Raw genomic sequence first — 26,157 nt, 5'->3', positions numbered from 1 at the left:
AGGGTTCGTTAGTCTCCTGTATTCAGTCCACCGCGACTGTTGCGTAGAAGCCGCGGCGTGCACTGTCGATCACTGCGTTGTCCTCGATCCGGAACGAACCTTTTAGCCGGAGGTCGTTCGAGGACGCGCCGATGCGGACGCCCATGTCGCCGGCCTCGACGACCCATTGCATGTTGGCGTCGAGGAACGCGAACTGGTCGGCCCGGACCGTGAAACGCACCGTCCGGGTCTGGCCTGCTGTGAGATGCACACGGGCGAAACCGGCAAGTTCCTGAACTGGACGCACCATGCTGGCGAACTCGTCGCGGACGTACAGTTGCACGACCTCGTCGCCGTCTCGGGACCCCGAGTTAGTGACTGAGCAGGAGATTTCCACCGTCCCGTCCGATCTAACGGAGGAGTCAACTGCGAGGTCGCTGTATTCGAACGAGGTGTAGCTGAGGCCGTGGCCGAAGACGAATAGCGGTGTCTTGTTGCCATCAAAGTAACGGTTCAGCACGGTGCCGCTGAAACTGTCGCTGCGTCGATGGGCAGCGTAGACGGGGATCTGGCCAGCGTGTCGCGCGGCGGTCATCGGCAGACGTCCGGCCGGGTTGTAGTCCCCGAAAAGTACATCTGCCAGGGCCTGACCCCCGGTCTCTCCAGGGAACCAGTTCTCGATTACTGCTGGGAAGTGCTCAGCCACATACTCACTGGACAGCGGCCTGGCATCCATGTGGACGAAGATGGCCGGGGTTCCCGTTTCCAGAATCCGCTTGGCCAGCTCCTCCTGGACACCAGGCAACCCGATGTCGTCGGTGTCGATTCCCTCACCGGAGGTGCAGGAGCTACCCCAGCCATACTTGCCTCCCAACGTAAGGAGGACGACGTCGGCGTCCGTGGCTGCGGTGATGGCGGCGTCGAATCCAGTACGTCGCGTACCGGCGATATCGCAGCCCTGCTCCCACACGATCGTTGCGTCGGGAAGCTTGGCTTGGACGGACTCAACGATGGTCGGCGTACGGCCCTCGAGTACGGCGCGAATGGCGGCTTCAACCTGAGGCGGCTCAGAACGCACCTTACTGCCTTCAAACATCGGGGCCTGCTTTGTCGCGGCGGCGCCATTGGTCATGTCGGGCAGGTCCAGCATGCCCGCCATCTCGGACAGATTGCCGCTTAGGGTGAGATCAATGCCGGCCGGAGCGGTATAGCAACCAAAGAACAGTCGAAGCGAGTTGCCGTGTGGACCGATGATGGCGACCTTCTGAATGTTCTTCGCCAGCGGCAAAATACCGTCGTTCTTCAGCAGGACGATTGCCTCACGGGCGGATCTGAGTGTGTATGGCCTGGTGGATAGCGGGTCGAAGGCTTCGGTGATCGTTTCCTTTCGCGCTTTCGCGCCGTCCAGGAGGCCGAGTCGATGCTTTAGGGTCAGCAGTCGGTGGACAGCACGGTCCAGTACTGCTTCATCGAGCTCTCCGCACTCGATCGCTTTGATCAGCCCCTGACCGAAGCCGTAAGGAATCGGCAATTCGACGTCGAGCCCCGCCTGCAGCGCCTTCACGCCGCCGTCCTCAGGAGTGGTGACGAGGTTGAGGTCGACAGCGAGGTTGATGGACATGTAGTCCGAAACGACGGGCCCTTCGAAGCCCATCTCTCCACGAAGCAGTCCAGTGAGGAGGTGGGGGGAGGTGGTTACAAGCTCGCCGTCGATCGACCCGTAGGAGTTCATAATGGACGCGAGACCAGCCTCGCTGATTGCTGCCTGGAACGGCTTGGCATAGACCTCCCGCAACTCACGCGGCGTGATCGCATTCGAGGTCACATTCAGCCCGCCCATCGGGCTGCTGTAGCCAAGGAAGTGCTTGCCGGTGGCTGCGATGCCGTCGCGTAGGTCCGCGCCTTGGATCCCCCGTACGAACGCGACACTCATCGCGGCCGCTAGAGTGGGGTCTTCCCCGTACGTCTCGCCCACGCGGCCCCAGCGGGGGTCCCTGGCTACGTCCATCACGGGAGAGAGCGCATGACGAACGCCAACGGCTAGCATCTGCCGGCGAATGAGGTCGCTCATCGCTTGAACTGTCGGGGGGTTCCACGTGGCGCCGAGCCCGATGGCCGACGGGAACACCGTTCCACCCATCCCGGTCCAACCTGTCACAGCCTCGCCATGGAGAAGCGCCCGAATGCCCATGCCACTCCGCTCGCTCGAGATCGACTGGATCTCCTCGAAGTAGTCCGCGTCTCCGGGGATGGAGGCGCCCGCGCTGAAGCCGAGCGCAGCGCCGAGACCATCCGGGAAGCCTGAAAGGCTGTGCTCAAGCTGCCCGGCGAACGGGATGGTGCCCTGGAGTTGGGCGACTTTCTGCTCGCGTGACATACGCGCGATTAGCGCGTCAACGCGAGACTGGTTCTTAGTCGGCTGGTCTTCCGAGGAATAAGCGGGTGGAGTTGTCGTGGTCACGTTTGTCCTGCTCAGAGGTAGTCGATGAGGCAAAATATTTTTCCCGCCCGGGGAAAATATAGGTTCTCGTCAGAAGCCCGTCAACATAGCTGCGACAGGACTTCGCGGGAACCATATCGAGCCGCCCGCGACTGCAGGTGCAGAAGGCGTGCGTCGTCCTGCCGTTTGAAGGCGCACCCTATCGCTAGAACGACAACCTCCGGGGCTCGGCCGTCCATTTGCCTGCATGGGCCACACGGTCGATTTCGGGAGAGCGGTTGTTCGGAGACACAAGAAGCAAGCAGCACAGGAGCGTCGGGAGGCGTGATTCAACGGACACGACGGATTGGTAGAACCAGCAGGGCGGCGAGGAGCACGATAATGAATCCTGCAGGCCAGACCGGCCCGTACGCGCCTGCGGAGACCGTGACGACGAGGCCGGCAATCAGTGGACCAACCGCCTGTCCGAGGTTCTGGCCAAGTCCGGACATGCCGAGGTCACGGCCGGCTGCTGTGGGGTCCGGGAGGAGATCGATGAACAGGGCTTGATCGACAACGAGGAAGGCGCCGAGGCCGATCCCCGACAGGGCGGCCTGAATGAACATAGCGGGCAGGCTCGGCCAAACCCAGGGCACCAGGAACCCGACTGCGACGACCGCCGCCGCAGCGATAACAAATGGCTTGCGGCGGCGTAGCCGGTCCGAGAGTCGCCCGACGACGGCCATGGCGATGAGCGTGCCTGGGAGTGCAACGATCTGCAGAAGGGGCGCTATCTGTGCGGCTTGCGAGGTCGGCAGCGATGGGTGGATGTAGCTCTGGAGCATATAAATCCCGTAGGTCCCACTGATGCCCAACCCGGCCCAGAGCAGCACCTTGGACGCCCATGCCCACCGGTAGTCACGATCCCGCAACGCCGAGACGAAGGAGGCCAAGAGCGAGGTGAGACGCAGCGGAGGGAACTGCGAGCCGACGCTGGAGTGGTCGCGAGCGATGAGCGGGAACATAAGCGCCAGCATGACCAGAGCGATGGCGAATGGGTAGTAGCTAGCCAGGCCCACCATATTGAACAGCACGCCGGCGACCACTGCCCCGAAGATTGCAGCACCGTATGTGATGAGGCCCCCGATGGCGGAGACCGTGCCGAGACGTTCCTGAGGCACTCGGTCGGCCACGGTGGCGATTAGCGGGCCCTGCGCGAGATTGCCGAACAACTGCAGGAGCGACCAGACGATGACGAGCAGAGCAATGTTCGACGCGACTGGCATGAGGCACATCGCCGCTGCGCCCCCGATGGCACCGGACGCAACATACGGGGCGCGGCGGCCCCAGCGGGACCGGGTGCGATCCGACAGGGCGCCGATGATGGGCTGCAGGATCATCGAGAGCAAAACGCCAACCGACGTGACCAATGACAGGCTGCTGGCTCGAGCCGAGTTGAACTGGGCGAGCAAGTCCAGTTGCCCGCTCTGCTCGGCCGTCGGTACGAGTTCACCCGTTTCCACCTTCGTCTCGAGTGCGTTCAGAGCGTCCAGATTGACGTCCGGGCCTAGAACACGGGTCGCCTCGATTCCCTGAACCTGAAGCGGCAGCAGGATCGACAGGACCGCCCCCCATAGTAGGGCGATCCCAAGATAGGCGAGACCGTATGCACCGACGTACCTCCGATAGGCCGGGGTTTTTACTTCGAGGCGCGGAGAAAGGCCGTTTGGGGCGCCATCCTCGCCTGGTGTTGACTCAGTTGGGGGTTGGGTGGGCGAGGCAAATGTTTGCACGGGCAACTCCTTCGTTGTGTACGTGGATCGGAAATTTATCCCGCACCGGGAAATAATGCAATAGATCTTCATCCAGCGGATTTCGGGTCTCCACCGGCCTCAGCTGGGGCATTCCGCCATGTGGTCAGGCCCGGGCCTGTGAAGAGGGTTGCTGATTGAGGCCTGTCGGGCAGCTATGATTTGCATCAGGCGCCCCAAGGGGAGCGCTGGAGAGGGCAGTCGTGTCGGAGACCGAAGTTATCAGGCGACGACGAGGTCGGCCTTCGCGCATCGACCGCGACCAAATTATTGCCGTCGCCCGTACCTTTGAACCAATGACGCTGACGATGCAGGCGCTGGCCGAGAAAATGAGCGTCGACCGCAAGTCCCTGCACTACTGGGTCGACGACCGCGTCTCATTGCTGCGCATGGTCGCCGCTGATGTATTTAGAGATGCCGTGGCGGCGGCCGGCACCGTCCCTATCCAGGGCGATTGGCGTGAAGCGCTCAAATCCTTCGCGGGCATCACGCGCGAGGCCATCGTTGCAGCCGGGGCATGGGCGACGTATGTCGGCTTCGAGACTCAGGAGGATCTGGCGGCAGTGAGGCCCGCCGAGGCTGCAGTCACCGCGCTGGTCGACGCCGGACTGTCTGATATGGATGCTGGCGACATCATCCGACTCTTGTCCGGCATCGCATTTACTTCGGCCCGCAACCCTAGTCCACGAGACACTCCGGGCGGATTTCCTCAGAGCTCGACTGCTGAGCAACCGGAAGCGGAAGGCCAGTACGCCCTCCTTCTACGGCTGCTTGGCCGAAGTGGCACCCTGCGTACGATCGACGAGCAATTCGAGTTCGACGTCCAACTCGTCGTACTCGGAGTCGAGCAGCTTATCAAGGTGTCGCGCTAAGCTGACGAATGCCTCCAAAATCGCCCGCCGCTGACGCTGACGACGCCTACACCGATGCGTGCTGCAATGCAGCCGCCCTCAACACCCAGAGGGTGAACGTCGACGCCATCAAGTTGATTCGCGCTCTACGACCGCGATTTTGACGCGGACCGCCCGGTCCATCTCGGCGCCACTGAGAATGAGGTCACTAAAGTTCCTCTGCGCCCGGGCTTCCACTTCGTATGCCGCGCTCGACAGTGTCGGGCTCACCAGTCGACTCATCGGAAGATTGTCTGCGCCCACTACAGCCAGCTTCGAAGGAATATCAAGACCGATCTTTCGTGCCGCAGCCATGACCGCAAGCGCGACTTGGTCGTTATAGGCGGCGACGGCAGTCGTTCGTGGATGATCGAGGAGGAAAACGGCTAGGGACCTCGCCAGGCTGTCCAGGTCGTCCGTCCAGTCAATAGACCCGGCAAATGTCACGCCGGAGTTGGTGCAGCCATGTTCTACACCCCGCATTCGCGCGTCTACCAGGCGCGCTAGTGACGGGTCTGCCGTCCGTACGAAGCCGACCTCACCATGCCCGCGCGTGGCCAGATGTTGGGCCTGTGCTTCCCCTGTCGCCGTGAAGGGTTCAAGAAGTGCGGCATGGCTGGAGAATGTGGACAAGATGCGTGGGTTTCCACTCTGGCGAAGCTTCTGCTGATCGGCTTCACTAGGCGGCGCGGCCGTGATGACCGCTGCCGGGCGCAGCGTGGCGGCCAATGCGAGGAGCGAACTTGTGTCACCCGACCCATGGGCAGGGGCGAGGACCGGGATAAACCCCTGCTGCAGAAGGTCATCAACGGTGGCCTGCTCGAACGAGCTAACAATGTCCCCGAACGGCAGATCCTGCATCGCGATGATCACGAACCTCGACTGTCCACCTGCGAGGATCTGCGCCGAGGCGTTGGGCACGTAGCCGAGGCGTATCGCGGCTTCCAGTACTCGATCCCTTGTGTGGTCGGGGATGGTCTGACCAGGTGTGCTGTTCAAGACGAAGCTGACCGTGGACTGCGAGACACCGCTGGCAAGTGCGACGTCGCGCGCCGTTACCCGTTTGGATCTGCTGGAGACCTTCATAGCGCAAGTCTTCCATGAAGTCGTTCGACAAAGATAAAGCTGGACAATCGCTAATGCGCATTAGTAATATTGGCACTTGATTCACTCGTTCCGGACGCGGGCACCCTCGACTGGCCGGCGCCAACATGATCCTCACCGCGCTGTTGCGGCGAGCTTAGGGAGAATTTCAATGAATCCACTTAGCCTCTCCGGCACAACATCCATGACTTGGCAACCGGTAGACGACTGGATTACACTGCCGGGCTCCTACGTTGAGGTTCACTGTCGCGGACAGCTGGTAGACCTTGGGACCGTGGACTCCGTTACGCACGACGGCAATCTTCTATGGCTGCAACAGCACGGGGCGGACCCGCGCCGCATCATCCACAGAGGGCCCGACATCTTCGTTCTCCGCGCCAACGCAGAACCGCAGATTCCGAAGCTAAAACTCCACGGCGGCAGCGAAACTACCGAAAATCCATGACTGCCTAATTGCGCTATTAACTACCCCGAGCCGGATAAAACCGGTCCGCGCCCTGAGCGCACGGCGCAGCGTGCTCCTTGGTCGCGTGAGTCCGTCAAGCATCGCCCATAAACCCGCGTCCGGGGCACCATCAGCAGAAACGGCAACCGTTGTGGCCGCGAAAGCGGACCGGGGCGATGGAAGCGGGTGCTAACACCGCGACGACAGCATCTCCTGAGGCTGCCAGCTTGCGGGTTGAGACGCATCCTTTCTTCACCTGCAATACCCTTGACCGCGCGAACCTAGCGCACCCATAGGGATTAAGCAGCTAGCCGGAATGGGCCCGAGCAAAGCAGAATTAAGACAGAAACGCGAGAGCAAATATGATGCACACGACTACCACCATCCGGCGCGTTACCACTAGGGACGCGTCTCAGATAGATGCCCTTCTCAACTCAACAGTTGAACGACTCATTCCAGATGCACTGGCATCTAACAAAGGCATCAAGGTAACCAGAGTTGGACCCGGAGAATACACTGTGGAAACTTCCCCGGACGTTTCATGCGGCTATACAGTTTACGAGCACTGAACTAACACGGGCCGTCCACCGGTCAAGCGCCACGCCGCAGTCATGGCTAACTGAAACCCAAGCTCGTCGAGAAATAGAGATTCGTAAAACTCGGATTTACTTGCCGCGGATTGGCACCCGGCGACGCCTCGCCTGGTTAATCTTGGTCCCGTGCCGCCTGATTATTGGCGGTTCGCCAGTCGGGAATCCACGGGACCAAGCTTAGAGCAGCCGTCATCGCGAGCCATGCACCTACCTCTGACGTCGACACGCCTGCAGACAAACTCCCGCGCTTCTGCCCGGCGTCTGGAGGTTGGCACTGCCTACTTCTCCGACGGCAACACCCGCAGCTACTCGGACCTGCTGCTGGAAAACATCTCCGCAGCAAGCCTCCTCTTCTCCCAACCACTCGACAGCACGGCCACCGCCGCAGCAGAAGGAAACGCATGAGTACCGCAACCGCCAAGGCGCCGGCAGGGCCACTCCTGCTGACCCAAAAACGCATCTGGATCATTTTCTCGGCCCTGATCGCCGGGATGCTGCTGTCCAGCCTTGACCAGACAATTGTCTCCACGGCCATGCCCACCATCGTGGGCAAGCTGGGAGGCGTGGAGCACCAGGCCTGGATCACCACCGCCTACCTGCTGGCCACCACCATCGTGATGCCCATCTACGGAAAGTTCGGCGACATCCTGGGCCGGCGCAACCTGTTCCTCGTGGCCATCGCCCTGTTCACGCTTGCCTCGGTGGGCTGCGCCCTTGCCACCGATTTCTGGGGCTTCGTGATCTTCCGTGCCATCCAGGGCCTGGGCGGCGGCGGCTTGATGATCCTCTCCCAGGCCATCATCGCCGACATCGTCCCCGCCAACGAGCGCGGCAAGTACATGGGCCCGCTCGGCGCCATCTTTGGCCTCTCCGCCGTGGCCGGTCCCCTGCTGGGCGGCTTCTTCGTGGACCACCTCACCTGGGAATGGGCCTTCTACATCAACATCCCCATCGGCATCGCCGCCTTCGCCATCGCCTGGTTCACCCTGACGCTGCCGAACAAAAAGGCCGAAAAGCGGATCGACGTCCTCGGTGTCGTCCTGCTGTCAGCCGCCACCACCTGCCTCATCTTCTTCACCGACTTCGGCGGCAAGAAAGACGAAGGCTGGGACTCGCCGCTCACCTGGGCCTTCGGCGCCGGACTGCTGGTTTCCGCCGTTGCGTTCGTTATGGTGGAGCGCCGCGCCGAGGACCCGATCATCCCGCTGAGCCTGTTCCGCAACCGGATCTTCATCAACGCCACGGCCATCGGCTTCACCCTGGGCCTGGGCATGTTCTCCGCCATCGCCTTCGTGCCCACGTTCCTGCAGATGTCCTCCGGCACCTCAGCCGCTGAATCCGGGCTGCTGATGCTGCCCATGATGGCGGGGCTTATGGGCACGTCCATCTACTCCGGCGTCCGGATCTCCAAGACCGGCAAGTACAAGATGTACCCCATCCTCGGGGCCGCGCTGACCATGGCGGCCATGCTGTGGATGACCACCCTCGCCGCCAGCACGCCCATCTGGGTCATCTGCGTCCAGCTGTTCGTGTTCGGCGCCGGGCTCGGCCTGATCATGCAGGTAGTGGTCCTGGTGGTCCAGAACTCCGTTCCCGCAGACCAGATCGGTACCGCCACCAGCACCAACAACTACTTCCGCGAGGTAGGCGCAGCAATGGGTGTGGCGATCTTCGGCTCCCTCTTCACCACCCGGCTCTCGGAATCCCTCACCAGTGCCTTCACCGGAGCGGGCGCCTCGGCCGAGCAGGCGTCCCAGTCCACCAGCACACTGGATCCGCAGGCCCTCAACCAGCTTCCGGACCAGCTCCGTGATGCCATCGTCAACGCCTACGCCGACTCGCTGGCACCGGTGTTCTGGTACCTGCTCCCCTTCATCGCCGTAGCGCTGCTGCTGGCCATCACGCTGAAGCAGATCCCGTTGTCCGATACTGCCGGCATGGTGGCCCGCGGCGAAGCCATCGGCGGCGAAGAAGCCGAGCGGATGGCCGCCGGCCTGCCCGCAACCGGCGCTGCCGTGGACGGCGGCCCAGACCAGGACGGCGTGAAGGACGGCGACAACGAACTGGTCGCCCCGGGCAACTGACATGGCTGAAATGCTGGGCAGGGTGGCTTGATCGGCTGTGGGTTCAGCTGCGGTTCCATTCAAAGAACGCTAACCACAACGGCTACACGGGGGATTTAGGACCGAGGCGGACCGCAAGGAGCCGCACGAGCATTTTGCGGTACAACACCGAATAGAAATGGACGGCCAGCTTGTTTTTCGGCATAGCTGCCTCGCCGATTCGAAACACTGAGTCAGAGGAGCCGCGGCCGCAAAACTTGGTCGTCACCACATACTCTGAGCCCGTTGGGGAGTTCGAGTCCACCTCAAAGATTGCGAAGATGTCGCCGACCTTGTTGACCTATGGCCTCTGCTGGCCGCGATGTCAATGAGGCGGGGCAGGGCCCGATCTATAGCCGCGGTCTAAGTTTTAGCCGGCTCTCCGGAAGGTTCGTAGCCCGGAACGAGGTAGCGGCGACTGCTTCCCGTTGGCGTCCACTACGCCGATTGACTCCGGACTGCTTGGGCGCTAGCAGATACGTTCACGACATTGTAGTCGAGCTGCTTTGCGGCAAGTGTAGATTTCCGTCGCCGAGGATCACGTATCTACTTGGATGTTGTTTGCTGGCGGTGTGGTGATCAACAAGGCGAAACCGAGGCCCTCCTGCTACCGGATCTGCATCGAGTACGGCCGGTCCGCAGGGTGGGGGAGTGTCATGAGATTAGCGGGGACGCCCCTGCCCCGCTTCGTTCCAGCGCATTGGGCGCCCACCATGCGATTGCGTAGCCCTTTGTGTGTGGGATGCCCGCTTTGCGGGCATCCCACACACCGGTTTAGAAGACCACTCCTGCGGTGGTCCCTCCGTCAGCGATGAACTCTGCTCCTGTGGAGAACGACGATTCATCGCTCGCTAGAAAGAGCACCAGAGCAGTGATCTCTGACGGGTCGGCGGCACGTGTCAGAGAGGATTTTTCACGAGCTCTTAGATCATCGGAAGAAACCCCGGCGGCGGCCGCATAACCTTGGGTCATTGGGGTATTCACGTTGCCAGGGTGAACCGAGTTCACTCGGATCCCCTGCCCGGCAAGTTCCAGTGCAGCCGACTTTGTGAAGCCTCGAACTGCAAACTTACTTGCAGTGTATGCGTGCATGCCCGCGATGCCCTGCAGGCCGGCACCAGACGAGATGTTGACCACTGAAGAAGGTTGGGCACGGCGAAGGGCGTTAAGACTGGCTTTGAGTCCGAGAAAGCAGCTTTTCGCATTAATCGCCATCGCGAGGTCCCACTGCTCGGGAGTGAACTCATCGAGTGTTCCGCCACTGAGGATGCCGGCGTTGTTGACCAGCACGTTCATCTTGCCGAAGGAGCGTTCTGCGATTTCCACTGCGGCGCTCCAATCAGCAGGGTTTGTCACGTCGAGGTGCGTGAAGACGGCGGCATCCCCCAGTTCCGCCGCCAGGGCGGCGCCAGCATCATCAGCGATGTCACCGATCACTACCTTCGCGCCTTGTGCGACAAAGCCCCGCGCGTGCGAGGCTCCCATTCCTGAGGATCCCCCCGTGATTAGGGCTACCTTTCCCTCAAGTCGACCCGACATATCCGTCCCTTCTGTTGTCGATCCGGTTTTGCACGTATCTGCGGCTGCGTCCGCGTTGGCGATCTTCAAGGATCAGCGCGAGGCCGGTAGGGCGGCTCCGGCCTCCGCTACAGCTCGCTCCAATGCCGTGACTACGCCGTCCTGGTCGCCCCCGCCAAACGAGACGAAGGTGGAGAGCGTCACGTCTGCCGCCAACTTGAACACGTCATCCGTTGCGGGGACCGCCGATCCCTCCATTGCTACCGCGAGCATTTCCTTCATAAGAGGTGATCCGACAGGGTCGGCCAGCCATTCGGCAATTGTCGAGTCTCCCGTCAGAGGGTCCCGCAGGAGCGGAACGTCGAGGGTGACGACCTCAGTCAGCGGGAGCGAACGCGAAGAGGGGCCCACTTCGATGGTGTAATCACCCGGGTCGACTGTCCAGCCTTGCTTCCCCCAGTACGCGAAATCGCGATCGGAAAGTTCAAGTTCAACGACCTTATGCTGTCCAGCGGGAATCATGACCTTCTCGAACCCCCGAAGTTCACGAACGGGGCGGTCGACGCGTCCAGAGTGGGGTGCTACATAAAGCTGGACGACTTCCGAGCCGTCGCGCTTACCGGTGTTCGTGACCGTAACGCGGACAGTGACGTGCGGACTTTGCGGGTCGGGTACGACAACCTGGAGATCGGAGTACTCGAAGGTTGTGTAGCTAAGTCCGTGCCCGAACGGGAACCTTACATCCATCTCGCGCGCGTCATACCATCGGTATCCGATGTACGCCCGCTCCCCGTAGAGTACGGAGTCGTCGCCAGGCCAGTTCAAGTGTGCAGGGTTATCGGCAAGCTTGTTTGGGATCGTCTCTGCCAAACGTCCACCCGGCTCAGCGATACCAAAGAGTACGTCTGCCGCCGCTGAACCGGAGGCCTGGCCGCCCAGCCACAGCTCCAGAATCGCTGATGCCTTGTCAACGACTGGACCAAGATCTACGACTCCACCGTTGCTGAGGACGACGACGATGGGGGTGTCTGTGGTTGCGAGCTCGGCCGCAAGCTCGAGCTGCGCATACGGCAGGTCGATATGCTCACGATCGAATCCCTCAGACTCATCGCCATCCGGCAGCCCCAGGAAAAGTACGACTACCGAGGCGCCCTCCGCGACGCGGAGAGCCTCCGTGACGAGATCGCGATCCGTCCTGCCATCCAGATGGTAGCCCGCTGCGAAAGTAACTGGCCGAGTTGTCGAGGCGTTGATCGCGTCGATTGCGGAGTCCAACCGCGTGGGGTGAATGTGAGAGCTACCCGCGCCCTGATACCGGGGCGTTCGAGCAAGCTCGCCGATCACCGCAATTGCATCTGCGGAGTCGCGTTCCAGCGGGAGGATGTTGTCGTTGGTAAGGAGCACGCTACTAGCGCTGGCTGCTCGCCGGGCAAGCGCGTGGTGGGCATCGAGATCAGGCTTCTTCACAGGACCCCGGTGGGCGCGTAGTCGATCGTGAACCGTGAGGATCCGTGAGACCGCCTGTTCGAGCGCGGATTCAGTCAACAAGCCATCGTCTATCGCCTTGAGCAACGCCGGCTCACTACCGTTGCCGAGAGGCGGCATCTCCAAGTCAAGGCCCGCCGCCAGTGCGGCGGCGGGATCCTGCACGGCCGCCCAGTCCGAAACAACGTAACCCGCGAAGCCCCAGTCGCCTCGGAGAACATCGGTAAGGAGCCACTTGTTTTGCGAGGACAGCACTCCGTTGATGCGATTGTAGGAGCACATGACCGTCGCTGGATCGGCTTCTGTTACGATACGCTCGAATGCCGGAAAGTAGATTTCCCGAAGGGTGCGTTCGTCGACCTCTGCGCTCACCGTCATTCGTTTGGTTTCCTGATTATTCGCGGCGAAGTGCTTTACCGACGCTCCCACACCCTGTGTTTGAATCCCTCTCACCCACGCAGCACCAAGGACGCCCGCGTGTCGAGGGTCTTCAGAAAAGTACTCGAAGTTGCGGCCGCACAAGGGTGACCGCTTCATATTCACCCCTGGTCCGAGCAGGATGTCGACGCCGAGGTAGCGCGCTTCCACGCCTAGAGCGGTGCCGATTTCCTCCAATAGCGACACGTCCCAACTCGAGCCGAGGGCGGATCCGGTCGGAAAGGCCGTGGCGGGCGCGCTGTCAGCGATTCCGAGGTGGTCTTCTCCACTGTCCGAACCCTGTAAGCGGATGCCGTGAGGCCCATCAGTCAGCATCGCACCCTCAATGCCCGCGTGCTCTATAGTCGTCGTTCTCCAGAAGGATTCACCTGAGACAAGGCTGGCCTTCTCCAGGGGAGTGAGATTGCTGATAGCTGGATGAGTCATGTGCGACTGCTCCTCGATAGTGGTAGAGGCCGTCATTAGACGTCCTTGGTGGGAAATGAGAGTGAAGGTGCCGAGGATGAAGGCGGCAAGATGCGACAAAGAGAGCGCCTTGACAAGTCGGCTTCGCCGAGAAAAAGGAAGGTGCGTATCAGGCGTGAGAGCCTGCAGCAAGGCATTGTCCGCGGCAATTTCCATCTGCGTTGATCTATCGACGCAGGCGCCGATGGCGATTCCTTGTGATGACTCCACGAGGAACCTGACCACACGACTTGGACAAACAAAACCACTCCTTTGTGCTGTGCACTAATGCGCATTAGTGCATAACACTACAGTCTGCGGCCAGCCGATGGAAGACTTATGCGTCGAGAACTGGGGTGTACTATTGATAACTAATGCGCTTTAGCTACTCAAGTCTGCCGTACGGTACCCCAAACCGATACCGCCTCAGGGTGTCCCCGCGACATCAATATGCGATCGATAGGGAGGGCTTGGGAGGTATCACCACAAACGGCCGCCCGGCCCGCTCCACCAAGCGGCACATCGGGGCCATACGCCTGAGCAAATTGGCAAGCAAAGGAGCCTGACAATGTCCACCATCCCCCAAGATCTAGCGGGAGCATCCGACACCTCCGTGTCGGTCCGCTACGCGGCTAAGACCAAGAATTTCCGGCGATACACTGGCTTGTATTCACTGGCCTACCTCGGCGTCATGCTGCTGTGGGGCGGGATCATAGGCATCATCCTCCCGTTGCACGTCCAACAGATCGAATTCGCCAATTTCTTCACTGGGGCTGACACTGGCGTCAACCTGCAGCAACTGACCGCGCTCAAAGCGGAGGTCGCCGCGGGGACCATCACCCCCTCGACTGACCAATCCAGGCTTTTAGGGCTGCTGGCAAACTATGAAACCGCAAAAGCAACAAGCCTCTCCCTAGTGACGGCCATCGGTGCCGTCATCACCATGCTGATTCAGCCAATCGTTGGCGTACTGTCGGACCGTACGCGGTCCCGATGGGGCCGCCGTAGCCCCTGGATCGCAGCCGGCGCTGTCGGAGGCGGCGCACTTGCGGCGCTCATGCCCAGTGTGCCGAACCTTGCCGTAATGATCGTTATATGGTCACTCGCTCAGCTCGTGGTCAACATCGCTCAGGGGCCCGTTCTAACTACTGTGGCAGACCGCGTTCCAGACAACAGGATCGGCATTCTCTCAGCGATCTCCGGCCTCGTTGCCTACCTTGCCGCGATCATTTCCGCGGTGTTGGCCGGCATTTTGTTCAACGTCATCGGACTGGCAGCGTACTACCCGTTCGCAATCGTGTTTGCCCTCACGTGTCTTGCGTTCGCACTGTTCAGCCCTGACAAGTCATCAAGAAATATGTCAGTACCGCCGCTAAAGTGGATGATCTTCTTCACCTCATTCATCGCGGGTCTGCGAGACCGCGACTACAGGTGGGCCTGGATCTCGAAGGTGATCCTGTTCACCGGCTATGGCCTCTCGACCGTCTATGCAATCTACATGCTGCAGAGCTATATCACCCCCGCTCTCAGCGCCGAGGCGGCGGCCGCCACTGCTCCCTTACTCCTCCTCGTCGGTGCTCCCTTTGCACTGATCGCGATGTGGATCGTCGGCCGGTGGTCGGACAGGATCCAGCGCCGAAAGCCTTTCGTGATCGCCGCCGCACTGATCATGGCGTTCAGCCTGCTCATCCCTTTCTTCTCGCCGACCCTACCGGCCATGTTCATCCAAAGCGCACTTACGGCGGTCGGGTTGGCAGTGTTCACCGTCATTGATCAGGCGCTGTTCATCGATGTGCTGCCCGACAAGGCATTCGCTGGCCGTGACCTCGGCATGTCGGCGCTCGGACAGAACCTCGGGCAGGCTCTGGGCCCCATCATCGCAGGCGCGGTGGTCACACTTTTCGCCGGATCCTACGGACCCGTTTGGCCTGCCGGATTCGTCCTTGTGGCACTGGGGGCTTTTGCCGTCATCCCGATCAAACGCGCACGCTGAACACCCCAATGCAAGGAGAAATCACCACCATGTCCACCCAAGCCCAGAAAATCAACGGGGGAGGCGCCAGCGAGCTGCACGGCCGGCCCGGGAGTCACGATTGCCTCCGCAACAGTCGCGCTGAAGGACGAGCCGAGAGTAGCGACTTCGCAACGTACTCCTGCTTCGGCGGCGGCCGCATCTCCGGGTGGGAACGAGCATGAAATCTCAACAGCAGAGACCTGCGGTCGCCATGAACCCGTTGCTTCCAATTGACAGATACGTGCCAGACGGTGAGCCACACGTGTTCGGTGACCGTGTGTACCTGTTCGGTTCGCAGGACCGCGAGGGCGGGGACACATACTGCCAACTCGACTACGAGTTCTTCTCGGCTCCGGTCGACGACTTGTCGTCCTGGTCCAGTCGCGGCGTGAACTATCGAGCTGTTCAGGATCCGCACTACAGCGAGGACGCACCCCATCTCTATGCGCCAGATGTGGTGAAGGGCAATGACGGCCGCTTCTACCTCTATTACTGCCTCGGAGGGAAGAAACCTGCGCCTGGCTGGCGAGGGGACATTGGAGTCGCTGTCGCCAACGAACCAGACGGCGTATATGAATTCCTGGGCCATGTTCGCAACTCTGATGGATCGCTCCTGCGCGGTTATGTGCGATTCGACCCCGCCGTCATCAATGACGACGGAGTGATTCGTCTGTACTACGGAGCTGCCCTGCCGCTCGATGACGCTGCAGCTCCCCTCCAGCCAATTGTCCGGGCCTTGCAGAGACGCCTTTTCAGACTAAGCCGCGCCGAATTGCATGCCCTTGGAGGCACCGCTCAAGGCTTGGTGGGAACAGAACTGGACTCAGATATGCTCACCGTGCGACGGCCGCCTCGGCGGGTGATCCCACCACGGGTGAAGGGCACCTCATTTGAAGGGCATGCCTTTTTCGAGGGTGCGTCAATTCGCCGGATCGACGACCTCTATTACCTCATCTACTCCTCCGCAAATTCGCACGAGCTCTGCTATGCCACCAGCCGACACCCCGACCGGGACTTCACATACGGCGGCGTCATCATCTCAAACGGTGACATCGGGTTCGAGGGACGTGGGCCTGCCCAGCGGACCAACCGAACCGGCAACAACCACGGCGGCATCGAGAAAATAGGCGACCAGTGGTACGTCTTCTATCACCGCCCCACTCACGCGCGGGGAGTGAGCCGGCAAGCATGCGCGGAACCAATCGAGATCCTCCCGAACGGTGCCATCCCGCAGGTGCGGGTAACTAGTTCAGGGCTCCACGCCGCGGGCCTGCCGAGTGCCGGCGTGTACCCCGCAATCATTGCAAGCTCCATCAGAGGTGCGAAACTGCCACGTCTGAGCTTCTCCTCGCATGGAATGCCCTACGTAGCGCACGACGCTCACGACCGTTTCATCAGTGGGCTCACGAACTCGTCCACCCTGGAATACCGGTCGATCCACTTTGACGGACCGACGGCGTTTGCCCTCGACTACCGCAGCCCTTCCACCGTGCACGTCAGCGTTCTCGCTGACGGCGTCGCCATCGGAGCTATTTCGCTCATGCCTAGCAGCGCGTGGTACACCTCTGAACCTCTTTATATTGAACTTCACGGCGACTACACAATCACTCTAAAATTCTCGAGCAAGTCGACCGTCGAGCTCCGCTCCCTTGCGTTCCATCCCCCCGAACCCGCGATCCCCCATCACAGGCCGGGCGTTTAAGCTCATTGGGGGGACTCGCTGGGAGCAAATGCGTGCCAGCCAAATTAATGGCGCGCGTAGTAGAGGTTTGAGCGGTTTCTGGGCACCGGCGCTGCTGCAATCGCTGTCGCCCTGATCCCGAACAGATGACCTGTTCATGACCCGGGCAGTCGCGCCTGTTGTTGTCGTCGAACTCGGGATCGTCCTGCGCGGAGCGGCCGCATTTTTAGAATGCTTGTAGGACAGCATTTACCCACGCACGATTTCCCTCTATGCTTACGTAGCAACTAATGCGGATTAGTTGCTTCAATCGGAAGATTCGGACCTGACGACTGCCCCAGCGGGCAGAGCAGGGAACCGACTATTCGGGATCCCTTATCACAGTTTTCAAAGGAGAAGCAGTGACTGATGCAACTAAAACTCGCGCGGTACGACCCTGGTGGGTAGCCGTCGTTTCTGGGATGGCGTCGTATATCGATGCCGTGGCCATCGTGACTTTCGGCACAGCGATGGTGCTGTATCAGGGTGTCATCGGTCTTTCGCCTAGTGAAATAGGCCTGGCATCCGGTGGTCTGACGTTCGGTATCGCAGTAGGGGCCATGGTCGGCGGTAGGCTCGGCGACCGGTTCGGGCGTCGTCCAATCTTCATCGCGACGATGATGATCATCGTCGCGTCGGCCGCGGCTCTGGCTGTGGCGGACTCGTTCATGCCGATCATGGCTTGCGCGCTGCTGCTTGGATTTGCGACCGGCGCGGATTTGCCGGTCTCGCTCGCTTCCATCTCGGAAGCGGCAACGGATGCGAATCGCGGCAAGCTCATCGGCTTTTCCCAGGTTCTATGGTCGGCAGGTTTCATTGTAGGTTCGTTTCTCACGGCCGGAATCGCAAACCTGGGCCGCCTCGGCGCACAAATCCTGTTCATCCACATCGCCGTCGTGGCGTTGCTCGTCCTCCTCGGCCGGTTCACCATTCCCGAGTCTGCCGCTTGGACCCAGGCGCGCAACGAGCGGCGCCAGGGCATCAAGACCGTTCGTGCCGATCACGTCGCCCTGCTGGACCTGGTGCGAGGCTCCTACAGGGTCCCGTTTCTCGCACTTCTCGGCTTCTACGCTCTCACCAACCTTGCTGCCAATACCGGCGGACAGTTCGGTTCGTATCTGCTGGTGAACGTGGGCGGCGTGGATTTGCAGACAGCGGCATTGATCGGGCTCCCGCTCATTCCGCTGGGTATCTTCGCGGCAATCTGGTTTATGAAGATCGCTGACAGCCCCAAGCGCTTCAACTACTTTGTCATCGGCGCGGTTTGCTGGGTCATCGCTCAGCTCGTATATGCGGTCTTCGGGATCAGCCTCATTACTGCCGTAGTCTCCAGCCTGTTTGGCCTTATCGGCACCACGTTCGCGTTCGAGCCGATCATGAAGGTGTGGACGCAGGAGCAGTTCCCAGCGTTGTTGCGCAGCACGGCTCAAGGGACGATCATCGCGGTCGCCCGGCTGCTTGCCGCCGTACTGGCCATCTTCACGCCTCTGCTTATGCAGCTCAGCGCGAACGTGTTCTACCTTTTCCTGGCCATCGTCATCGCGGCTGGCTGCGGCATCGCATGGTACGCCTTCCGCACACGCGATCAGCATTCCAAGATTGACATCGAGGCTCAGGCCGAGATCGCCGTTGACGAACGCGCCGCTACGGCGTAATCGGGACGCGGCACGTTCAGCTCCACCTATTGTTGACAGGAAATTCATGACCACGACACGCCACGCTCCGCTTATTACCGCAGACGCACCTGACACGGGGCACGCCCCATACTTTCGGCGCCAGTTCATCGCTCGCGCCGGCATCGTCTCTGCGGTGCTGTCAGTTACCGGGCTGGGCGTCGTGGAGACGTATCTGAACGGTCACCGCATCGGCGACGAAATGCTTGCGCCGGGTTGGACCCCCTACGACCATCGGCTGCTCGTGAGTGACCATGACGTTACCGCGTTGCTGGCCCCTGGGGCGAACGCGGTCGGCGCGATCGTCGGAGAGGGCTGGGCGGTGGGCCGGCTCGGCTGGGAGGGCGGCCGCAATCTTTACACGAAGCGACCCGCTCTCTCGCTGCGCCTACGCATCGAGTACGACTCCGGCGACGTCCAGATCATCGATACCAGCGAGCAGTTCGCCGCCGGCACCGGGGCGGTACTTGAGCACAGCCTCTACGACGGAGAGACCTACGACGCAACGCTTGAGCCGGTCGGGTGGAGCCTGCCCGGCTTCGATGACTCAGGCTGGCAGGGAACGCTCGTCTTGCCGTGGAATGAAGATGCATTCCAGCCACCTAGTGGCCCACCGATCCGTCGGATCGAAGAACTCCCGACTGCGGAGATCTTAACGACCCCGTCGGGTCGCACTATTGTCGATTTCGGCCAGAACATCTCCGGGTGGGTGCGCCTTACCGTCACTGGTGAGCGCGGACGCACGCTGACTCTACGCCACGCCGAGCTCCTCACCCCCGAGGGTGAGCTTGAAATCGAGTCGAACCGCAGCGCGCGGGCAACCGACCGGTATACGCTCCGCGGCGAGGGACCGGAGACGTGGGAGCCTCGCTTCACCTTCCACGGTTTCCGCTACGTCGAAGTCGACGGCTGGCCCGGTGCACTACGTCCAGAGGACATCAGCGCCGTCGTCGTGCACACCGACATGCGTCGCACTGGTTGGTTCGAAACCTCCGACCCTCTCATTACCCAGCTGCACAAAAACGTAGTGTGGTCAATGCGCGACAATTTCGTCGGCGTCCCGAGCGACTGCCCCCAACGGGACGAACGTCTGGGATGGACCGGTGACATCAATGTATTCGGGCCCACCGCGGCGTTCCTTTTCGACGTGCGGGGCATCCTCGGGTCCTGGCTGGAAGACCTTGCCATCGAGCAACGCGCGAGGGGTCTCGTGCCCTGGGCCGTGCCTGACGTGCTTCGCAACGCCGTATCTCCGGCAGCATTATGGAGTGATGTTGCCGTTAGTCTCCCCTGGGCGCTGTACCAGGAATACGGTGAGCTCGAACTCTTGCGCCGCAGCTACGAGTCGATGAACGCGCATGCACGCCAGGTCGAGGGGCTTCTGGACGATTCCGGACTATGGAGCACCGGTTTCCAATACGGCGACTGGCTCGACCCCGACGCTCCGGCCAACAGCCCAGCCAGCGGCAAAACCGATAGTCGCCTCGTCGCTGCCGCCTGGGTATACCGCATTATGCACGAGATGCAGCAGACCGCGAAGCTCCTCGAAATCGACGACGACCTGGAGCATTACAGCGCCCTGGCCGCACGGGTACGAGCTGCATTCCGGAACGAGTACGTCACGGGTAGCGGTCGTGTCCTCCAGGAGTCCGCCACCGCATACGCGCTTGCGATCACGTTCGATCTGCTGGAGCCGGAGCAAGAAATTAAGGCTGGTCAGCGGCTCGCGAAAATTGTCGCGGAGCGCGGCTTCACCATCTCGACCGGCTTCGCGGGCACCCCTCTGGTCACCGATGCCCTGACCCGCACCGGGCATCTTGAGGAGGCTTATCTCCTTCTGACGGAGAAATCCTGTCCATCATTCCTCTACCCCGTCACTATGGGCGCCACCACCATCTGGGAGCGATGGGATTCTGTGCTGCCTGACGGCACCCTTAACTCCACAGGTATGACCTCCCTGAATCATTACGCGCTTGGTTCGGTCGCAGACTGGATGCATCGAACAATCGGTGGTCTGCAACGCCTCACGCCCGGCTACGGGCGTGTGCGCATCGCCCCCCAGCCGGGAGGAGGCCTTACGTCGGCGAAAGTTGCTCACGACACCGTCCATGGCCGCATCGAAGTCGCCTGGTCCATCGAGGCTGCCGGCCTGGTGCTGGAAGCAACCGTACCCGAAGGCATTGAAGCTGAAGTGATCCTCCCGTTGCAAGAGGTAGAGGAGACAATCGTCGTTGGCGCTGGAAGCCACCGTTGGCAGCGTGCCCTGCCTGCTGGATATGGACGCACCGCGATGACTCTCGACACCCGTTTGAATCAGATCGCCGCCGAGCCTCAAGCATGGGACGCGGTCTGCACAGTGATCACCAAGCACATACCCGCGATGCCAATGACAGAGACTTTGCCGACGATGGGTCACTTGTCGCTCAGCGCCCTGATAGAGCTCCTTCCTGCCGATCCTGGAGCGCTTACGGACGACCTCATGGTCGCTCTCGCCTTGGACGTATGAGCGCATCGAAATGCGTACCCGCCAGGTGTGGTCGCGCAGGTTCGCAAGCGGCTATGGCGTAATGGCGGGTCCGGTCCGGTGATTTTTCACTAAAGGCAACCCACAGCAGGCGGGGGGGCTCTCAGCCCCTCGCACTTCAACGGTCCGAAAGAATCGGCAAAGGTACGCCACGTAAAGGAGTCAGGGGCTGGAACTTTTAGTTCCAGCCCCTGACTCCTTTATTGGTTCTCGGAAGCTGCCTTGTTGGTTCTGCAAAATTTCGTCGTGGACGTTCCATGCTGTTGACCTGGAGACCGTACCCAGCCGCTCACAGTACGGATCGAAATGGGGCCCGGGCCGCCTTGCTCTGGAAATGATCCAGCGCTGGCAGCGCAGATTCGTTGATCCTCCCTGCCCCGCTAGGATGCAATCCGAAGAATCGGACGTGACCAAGCGAGGCCTTCGGAGCACCAGAAGATGTCGAAAATGCGGTTGACGTAAGTCCTGAATCCACAAATACCGTGCAGGACGGCTTGACTGATTTCCCTTCCGGGTCGCCTACGCCTCATGCCGCCGGCCCGCCTTGGAGCCTGCCGGGTATCTGACAATTTATGAGAAAAGGGGGGGCCGTTCGTCAGGCTCTCAAAAGCGATATAGCGGCCCTCAACGCCGACGTATCGCAGTGATGGACCAGAAGCCTCAGATGCGTACGGATGACATACCGCCATCCACGCGAAGCATAGTAGCGGTCGTTGATGCGGCGAGAGGAGTGGCGAGGGAAGCGATCGCGACCGCCACCTCCTCGGCCGTCACGAGCCGGCCGATGGGCTGTCGACGGCGGAGGGCGTCAGCCGCCTCTTGAGGCGCTTCAGTCGCCGCAAGAATACGGCCGACCCACGGCGTGTCGGCAGTGCCAGGGGCGACGGAATTGACGCGGATGCCTTCGCCGACGTAGTCGGCCGCCATTGCGAGGGTTAATGCTGCGATGGCACCCTTGGATGCCGAGTAGAGTGCACGATCCGCGACCCCGATGAACGCGACCGCCGAGCAGGTGTTCACAATTGCCGCATGCCGCGACGCCCGAAGCCAGGGGAGGGCGGCGCGGGTGACGCGGGCGATGGATACCACGTTCACATCGAGGACCCGATGCCACTCCTCATCGGAGTTCGCGGCGATGTCGCCGCTGGCGCCGATGCCAGCGTTGTTTACGAGCACATCGATGCCGCCGAGTTCCTCGGCGACCTGGGCGATTGCGGCGACGACGGCTGAGGCGTCTGTCAGGTCGGCGACGATGGAAAGGGTTCCCTCTGGAGCGCCGGTGGTGTCGCGGTCGAGCACCGCGACACGGGCGCCGCGGCCCAAGAGTTCGCGGGCAGTGGCGGCGCCGATGCCACTGGCGCCGCCCGTGATAACGGCGACGAGGCCGGTGAAGTCAGTCATGTGGTTCTCCAGTTCAGATGACGGCGTGGAATTTGGGCCCTGCGCCGGCACCGGCAGGGCGGATGCCGGACAGCACCGGAGCGAGGTGGTCCAGATCGACCTCGGCGGCGATAAGCGGGCGGGGGTCGACGGCACCGCTTGCGTATGCGTCGATGGTGCCTTTGAGGCCGCCGGAGGCGCTTAGCACGCCGACCGTGGTGACGTCCTTAAGGGCAATGAGGCGGGTGTCTACGAGGCTCGGGCTCCCGGCTAGGCCGACATACACAACCCGCTTGCCGGGCTCGACAAGGTCAACGGCACGGGCTGGCAGCGCGGGGTCGTTCGATGCGTCGATCACGGCGTCCCAGGGATGGTCAGGGAGCTCGTCGGCAGTCACCGCGTACTCGAAACCGAGTGTCCTGGCGAAGTCGAGGGATCGGGCGCTGCGACCGACGATGTGGACGTCTGCGCCTTCGGCGCGCGCGAACATTGCGACGAGCAGGCCGATTGTTCCAGCGCCGAGCACTAGTGCCCGGTCACCTGGGCGGATCCCTGCGCCACGAACCGCGCGGAGGGCGTTGCCGCCCGGCTCGACCATCGCACCCATGGCATCATCAACCGCGTCGGGCAACTCATGCAGGGCACGTGCTGGAATCGAGACGTTCTCGGCGAGAGCGCCATGACGACCACCACGGATTCCGAGTTCGGTACGGAACTCGCACACGTGCTGGCGCCCGTCACGGCACCGGCCGCAGACACCGCAACCGAGCATGGTGTCGCCGGTGACACGCCGGCCGATCCAACTCCGGTCAACGCCCTCACCTGCGGCGGTCACAATTCCGGCCCATTCGTGGCCGATCCGCATCGGAAACGCGGCATGGCCTTCATGGAGGTACTGCATCTCGCCAGTGAAGAACTCTATGTCGGTGCCGCACACGCCAGCGCGGGCGACGTCTACGACGACCTCACCTGGGCCTGCGACGGGCGGTGCGACATGCTCCACCCCTGCGTCACCGGGACCGCGGATGACGAACGCCCTCATCGCGGTCCCAGAACACGCTGGCGCTGGCGGCCGAGGCCGTCGATGCCTAGTTCCATAATGTCGCCGGGCTGGAGCCACACCTGCGGTGAGAAGCCCATGCCAACGCCGGGCGGGGTACCGGTGTTGATGAGATCGCCAGGTTCGAGCACCATGAACTGGCTAAGGTGGTGAACTATGAAATACGGGTCGAAAATCATCGTCGACGTCGACCCGGTCTGACGGCGGGTGCCGGAAACATCCAGCCACATTCCGAGGTCGAGGACGTCGGGGACCTCGTCGGTGGTAACGAGCCACGGACCGGCCGGGTTGAACGTCTCGGCCGACTTACCCTTGGCCCACTGGCCACCGCGCTCCATCTGAAACGCTCGTTCCGAAACATCATTGACGACGACCCACCCCGCAATGACATCCTTGGCATCGTCGACATTCGCGAGGTAGCTGGTGCGCTTCCCGATCACGATGCCGAGTTCGACCTCCCAGTCCGGCTTGGTCGACCCGCGAGGGATGCGAACATCGTCGTGCGGGCCGATCAAGGTGTTCGGCGACTTGGTGAACAGAATCGGTTCGGTAGGTACCGCCTGGCCAGTCTCAGCAGCATGGTCACTGTAATTTAATCCGATACAGAGGATCTGATGGGGGCGCGCGATGGGAGCGCCGATGCGCACGTCCCCCAGCGGCTGCAGTTCGCCGGCGGCGATGCGTTCGGCCACGATCGGCCGAATTCGCTCGAGGCCGTCAGCGCCGAAGAATGCCTCGTCAAAGTCGGCGACAACGTCGGAAAGATCGATGTAGTGCGCATCGTCAGCGAGGGCGGCGGGCTTCTCGGACCCAGCGGGTCCGACGCGGAGGAGTTTCATGAGGTCCTTTCGGTGGCATGGGGGATTCGTCCCGACCAGAGCGGTTGCGGTGCGCCGACAACGCCCGGCCGGATCGTGAACAGACGGCCGGCATTGGGATACGCGGTTCGGCCGGCCTCGTCGTGGTCGCGGTACGAAGTCGTGATCACGAGCGTGGCGAGATCGGCGCCGGCGAACCCGACGCTCGATGTGAACGGGGCAGGGACGTTGATCACCCGGACGAGCTCGCCTGCGGGAGAATAGCGGTGCACCTGGCCGAGGCCCCAGACCGCTATCCATAGGTGGCCCTCCGCATCAATCGTCATTCCGTCGGGGTACCCGTCGGCGAAATGGATGTGTGCTTCGCGAGTACCGGCTTCGCCAGATGCGACGTCCCAGAAACGCCGGAACACGGTCCGCCGCTCGGTGTCAACGCTGTAAAAGGTAGCCCCATCGGTCGACCAGGCGAGTCCGTTCGACAGGCTGAGGTCCTCGTCGATGATTTGCACACCGTGTTCGTCAACAACCCAGAGGTGCTCGGTGTCAGATGCGCCGTCCATCCGCAGCGACCCGACGAGGAAGCGGCCATGCGGGTCTGGCTTGCCGTCGTTGAGGCGGCGGCCGCTGCCCGCCGGGACGAGGTCGGGCCCAGGTTCGATCAGCCCGTCCGGTCGGCGACGGACCAGTGCGCCATCGAGGGCAATAATCCAGTCGCCAGGTTCGGAGGCTGCGACGGCGCCGACCTTGCCGTCGAATGAGATACTCTCCGCGACAGTGATGGTGCCGTCTTCGGCGAGCGTCCCCGCGAGTACAAGCCCGGCCTCGACGTCGATCCAGAGCAGTCGTTCGCGGGGGGCATCCCAGAACGGGCCTTCGGCGAGGACGTAGGGGTCCTCGGTAGCGACGAGCAGTTCGGTGGTGGTCATGCTCGGGCGGCCTCCACTCTCGTGTTGCGGTTGATGATCGTGTAGACCTCGTCGACCGCGTCGACGAGGTCTGTAAGCGGGGTGCGGTGCACGAGAGCACTGATGCTGACCGCGCCTCTCGGCTCACCCCCCGGTCCGGAGTAGAGAGGGACCGCGAGGCAATTGACGAGGTCCTCGTTTTCACGGTCGTCGACGGCGTACCCGACCTGCCGGATTCTCTCGAGTTCGGTGTGCAAGCCCGCCGCAGTCGTTATGGTCTGGGCGGTCCGCCGTTCGAGTTTTTCGGCCTGAACCCACTGCTCGACGGACAAGCGATCGTGAAGCCGGTGAGCGAGCAGCAGCTTGCCGACGCCCGTGCAGTGCGCCGGGTTGCGGCCGCCGATGGTCGAGGTCAGACGCACGGCGCCGGCAGGAGCGTCGAGCTTAGCGCGGTAGACGATGTCACGGCCGTCGAGGACGGCATAATGCACCGTTTCGCCAAACCGATCGGCCAAGGCGCGCAGGATCGGCTGAATGCGCGGGTCCTCGGGCCGGGCCTCGTGGTGCGAAAACGCGAGCCGCAGGAACTCGTCACCGAGGATGTAGTGTCCGCGCGCGTCATTTGTGGCAAGCCGGGCGCGACCCAGGGTTCCCAGCGCGTGGTGCACGGTCGCCTTGTTCTGACCGAGACGTCCAGCAATCTCGTCGAGCGTGCCACCCGTGGGCATCGACGCGAGCTCGACCAGTACGGCCAGCACACGATCCGCCCCGACCAGCCTGCGGGGTGTGCCGCCCTCGATGTCGTTCATGTTCCGGTACTTGCCTTTCTTGCCTG

Annotated in this window: 17 protein-coding genes; 7 read left to right on the top strand and 10 right to left on the bottom strand. The window is 61.9% G+C overall.

What is annotated here, in order from left to right:
• Positions 1 to 22: 22 nt before the first annotated feature.
• Positions 23 to 2,440 carry a glycoside hydrolase family 3 N-terminal domain-containing protein gene (locus tag ACFVTD_RS18555; RefSeq protein WP_387565784.1) on the bottom strand — a complete coding sequence of 806 codons (2,418 nt, stop codon included), beginning with the start codon at positions 2,438 to 2,440 and terminating at the stop codon, positions 23 to 25.
• Between the two features lie 308 nt (positions 2,441 to 2,748).
• A complete protein-coding gene (locus ACFVTD_RS18550; protein ID WP_387565781.1) occupies positions 2,749 to 4,191 on the bottom strand; it encodes an MFS transporter in 1,443 nt (480 codons plus the stop codon).
• A gap of 221 nt (positions 4,192 to 4,412) precedes the next feature.
• Here ACFVTD_RS18550 and ACFVTD_RS18545 point away from each other — a divergent pair, with 221 nt between their 5' ends.
• Positions 4,413 to 5,081, top strand: a complete 669-nt coding sequence (locus ACFVTD_RS18545) for a TetR/AcrR family transcriptional regulator C-terminal domain-containing protein (protein WP_387565778.1) — start codon at positions 4,413 to 4,415, stop codon at positions 5,079 to 5,081.
• A gap of 108 nt (positions 5,082 to 5,189) precedes the next feature.
• On the opposite strand, the gene ACFVTD_RS18540 is transcribed toward ACFVTD_RS18545, so the two are convergent.
• A complete protein-coding gene (locus ACFVTD_RS18540) occupies positions 5,190 to 6,185 on the bottom strand; it encodes a LacI family DNA-binding transcriptional regulator (protein ID WP_387565775.1) in 996 nt (331 codons plus the stop codon).
• Between the two features lie 1,257 nt (positions 6,186 to 7,442).
• On the opposite strand from ACFVTD_RS18540, the gene ACFVTD_RS18535 reads away from it, so the two are divergent.
• Both ACFVTD_RS18535 and ACFVTD_RS18530 read left to right on the top strand, forming a co-directional pair.
• Positions 7,443 to 7,646, top strand: coding sequence for a hypothetical protein (locus ACFVTD_RS18535; RefSeq protein WP_387565772.1), 204 nt, complete (start codon positions 7,443 to 7,445; stop codon positions 7,644 to 7,646).
• Complete coding sequence (locus tag ACFVTD_RS18530; protein WP_387565769.1) at positions 7,643 to 9,325, top strand: MDR family MFS transporter; 1,683 nt, start codon at positions 7,643 to 7,645, stop codon at positions 9,323 to 9,325. The genes ACFVTD_RS18535 and ACFVTD_RS18530 overlap by 4 nt, the downstream gene beginning before the upstream one ends.
• A 792-nt stretch (positions 9,326 to 10,117) precedes the next feature.
• Here the strand turns inward: ACFVTD_RS18530 and ACFVTD_RS18525 are convergent.
• On the bottom strand, positions 10,118 to 10,882 hold the full coding sequence (locus ACFVTD_RS18525; RefSeq protein WP_387565879.1) for an SDR family oxidoreductase: 765 nt from the start codon (positions 10,880 to 10,882) through the stop codon (positions 10,118 to 10,120).
• A gap of 72 nt (positions 10,883 to 10,954) precedes the next feature.
• On the bottom strand, positions 10,955 to 13,246 hold the full coding sequence (locus ACFVTD_RS18520) for a beta-glucosidase (protein ID WP_387565766.1): 2,292 nt from the start codon (positions 13,244 to 13,246) through the stop codon (positions 10,955 to 10,957).
• Between the two features lie 550 nt (positions 13,247 to 13,796).
• Here ACFVTD_RS18520 and ACFVTD_RS18515 point away from each other — a divergent pair.
• From ACFVTD_RS18515 to ACFVTD_RS18500, 4 genes are all read left to right on the top strand, one after another.
• Positions 13,797 to 15,221 carry an MFS transporter gene (locus ACFVTD_RS18515; RefSeq protein WP_387565763.1) on the top strand — a complete coding sequence of 475 codons (1,425 nt, stop codon included), beginning with the start codon at positions 13,797 to 13,799 and terminating at the stop codon, positions 15,219 to 15,221.
• Between the two features lie 199 nt (positions 15,222 to 15,420).
• The gene (locus ACFVTD_RS18510; protein WP_387565760.1) at positions 15,421 to 16,944 is read left to right on the top strand and encodes a family 43 glycosylhydrolase; all 1,524 of its coding nucleotides are present in this window, start codon (positions 15,421 to 15,423) and stop codon (positions 16,942 to 16,944) included.
• Positions 16,945 to 17,324: 380 nt separating this feature from the next.
• Positions 17,325 to 18,617 carry an MFS transporter gene (locus tag ACFVTD_RS18505; protein WP_387565757.1) on the top strand — a complete coding sequence of 431 codons (1,293 nt, stop codon included), beginning with the start codon at positions 17,325 to 17,327 and terminating at the stop codon, positions 18,615 to 18,617.
• Positions 18,618 to 18,663: 46 nt separating this feature from the next.
• Positions 18,664 to 21,141 carry a family 78 glycoside hydrolase catalytic domain gene (locus ACFVTD_RS18500; protein WP_387565754.1) on the top strand — a complete coding sequence of 826 codons (2,478 nt, stop codon included), beginning with the start codon at positions 18,664 to 18,666 and terminating at the stop codon, positions 21,139 to 21,141.
• Between the two features lie 678 nt (positions 21,142 to 21,819).
• Here the strand turns inward: ACFVTD_RS18500 and ACFVTD_RS18495 are convergent.
• From ACFVTD_RS18495 to ACFVTD_RS18475, 5 genes are read right to left on the bottom strand one after another with little or no spacing between them, the layout of a single operon-like run.
• The gene (locus ACFVTD_RS18495; protein WP_387565751.1) at positions 21,820 to 22,560 is read right to left on the bottom strand and encodes an SDR family NAD(P)-dependent oxidoreductase; all 741 of its coding nucleotides are present in this window, start codon (positions 22,558 to 22,560) and stop codon (positions 21,820 to 21,822) included.
• Positions 22,561 to 22,573: 13 nt separating this feature from the next.
• On the bottom strand, positions 22,574 to 23,581 hold the full coding sequence (locus tag ACFVTD_RS18490; RefSeq protein ID WP_387565748.1) for a zinc-binding dehydrogenase: 1,008 nt from the start codon (positions 23,579 to 23,581) through the stop codon (positions 22,574 to 22,576).
• Positions 23,578 to 24,438 carry a fumarylacetoacetate hydrolase family protein gene (locus tag ACFVTD_RS18485; RefSeq protein ID WP_387565746.1) on the bottom strand — a complete coding sequence of 287 codons (861 nt, stop codon included), beginning with the start codon at positions 24,436 to 24,438 and terminating at the stop codon, positions 23,578 to 23,580. The genes ACFVTD_RS18490 and ACFVTD_RS18485 overlap by 4 nt, the downstream gene beginning before the upstream one ends.
• Positions 24,435 to 25,343 (bottom strand): SMP-30/gluconolactonase/LRE family protein, encoded by a 909-nt coding sequence (locus ACFVTD_RS18480; protein WP_387565743.1) that lies wholly within the window; start codon positions 25,341 to 25,343, stop codon positions 24,435 to 24,437. Before ACFVTD_RS18480 ends, ACFVTD_RS18485 begins: the two co-directional genes overlap by 4 nt.
• Positions 25,340 to 26,131, bottom strand: coding sequence for an IclR family transcriptional regulator (locus ACFVTD_RS18475; protein ID WP_387565740.1), 792 nt, complete (start codon positions 26,129 to 26,131; stop codon positions 25,340 to 25,342). The genes ACFVTD_RS18480 and ACFVTD_RS18475 overlap by 4 nt, the downstream gene beginning before the upstream one ends.
• Between the last annotated feature and the right edge of the window lie 26 nt (positions 26,132 to 26,157).

The organism is Pseudarthrobacter sp. NPDC058119 (genome assembly GCF_042884655.1).
Lineage (GTDB): Bacteria > Actinomycetota > Actinomycetes > Actinomycetales > Micrococcaceae > Arthrobacter.
The sequence above is the reverse complement of the archived record's forward strand: the minus strand, read 5'-3'. Positions and strand labels throughout refer to the sequence as shown.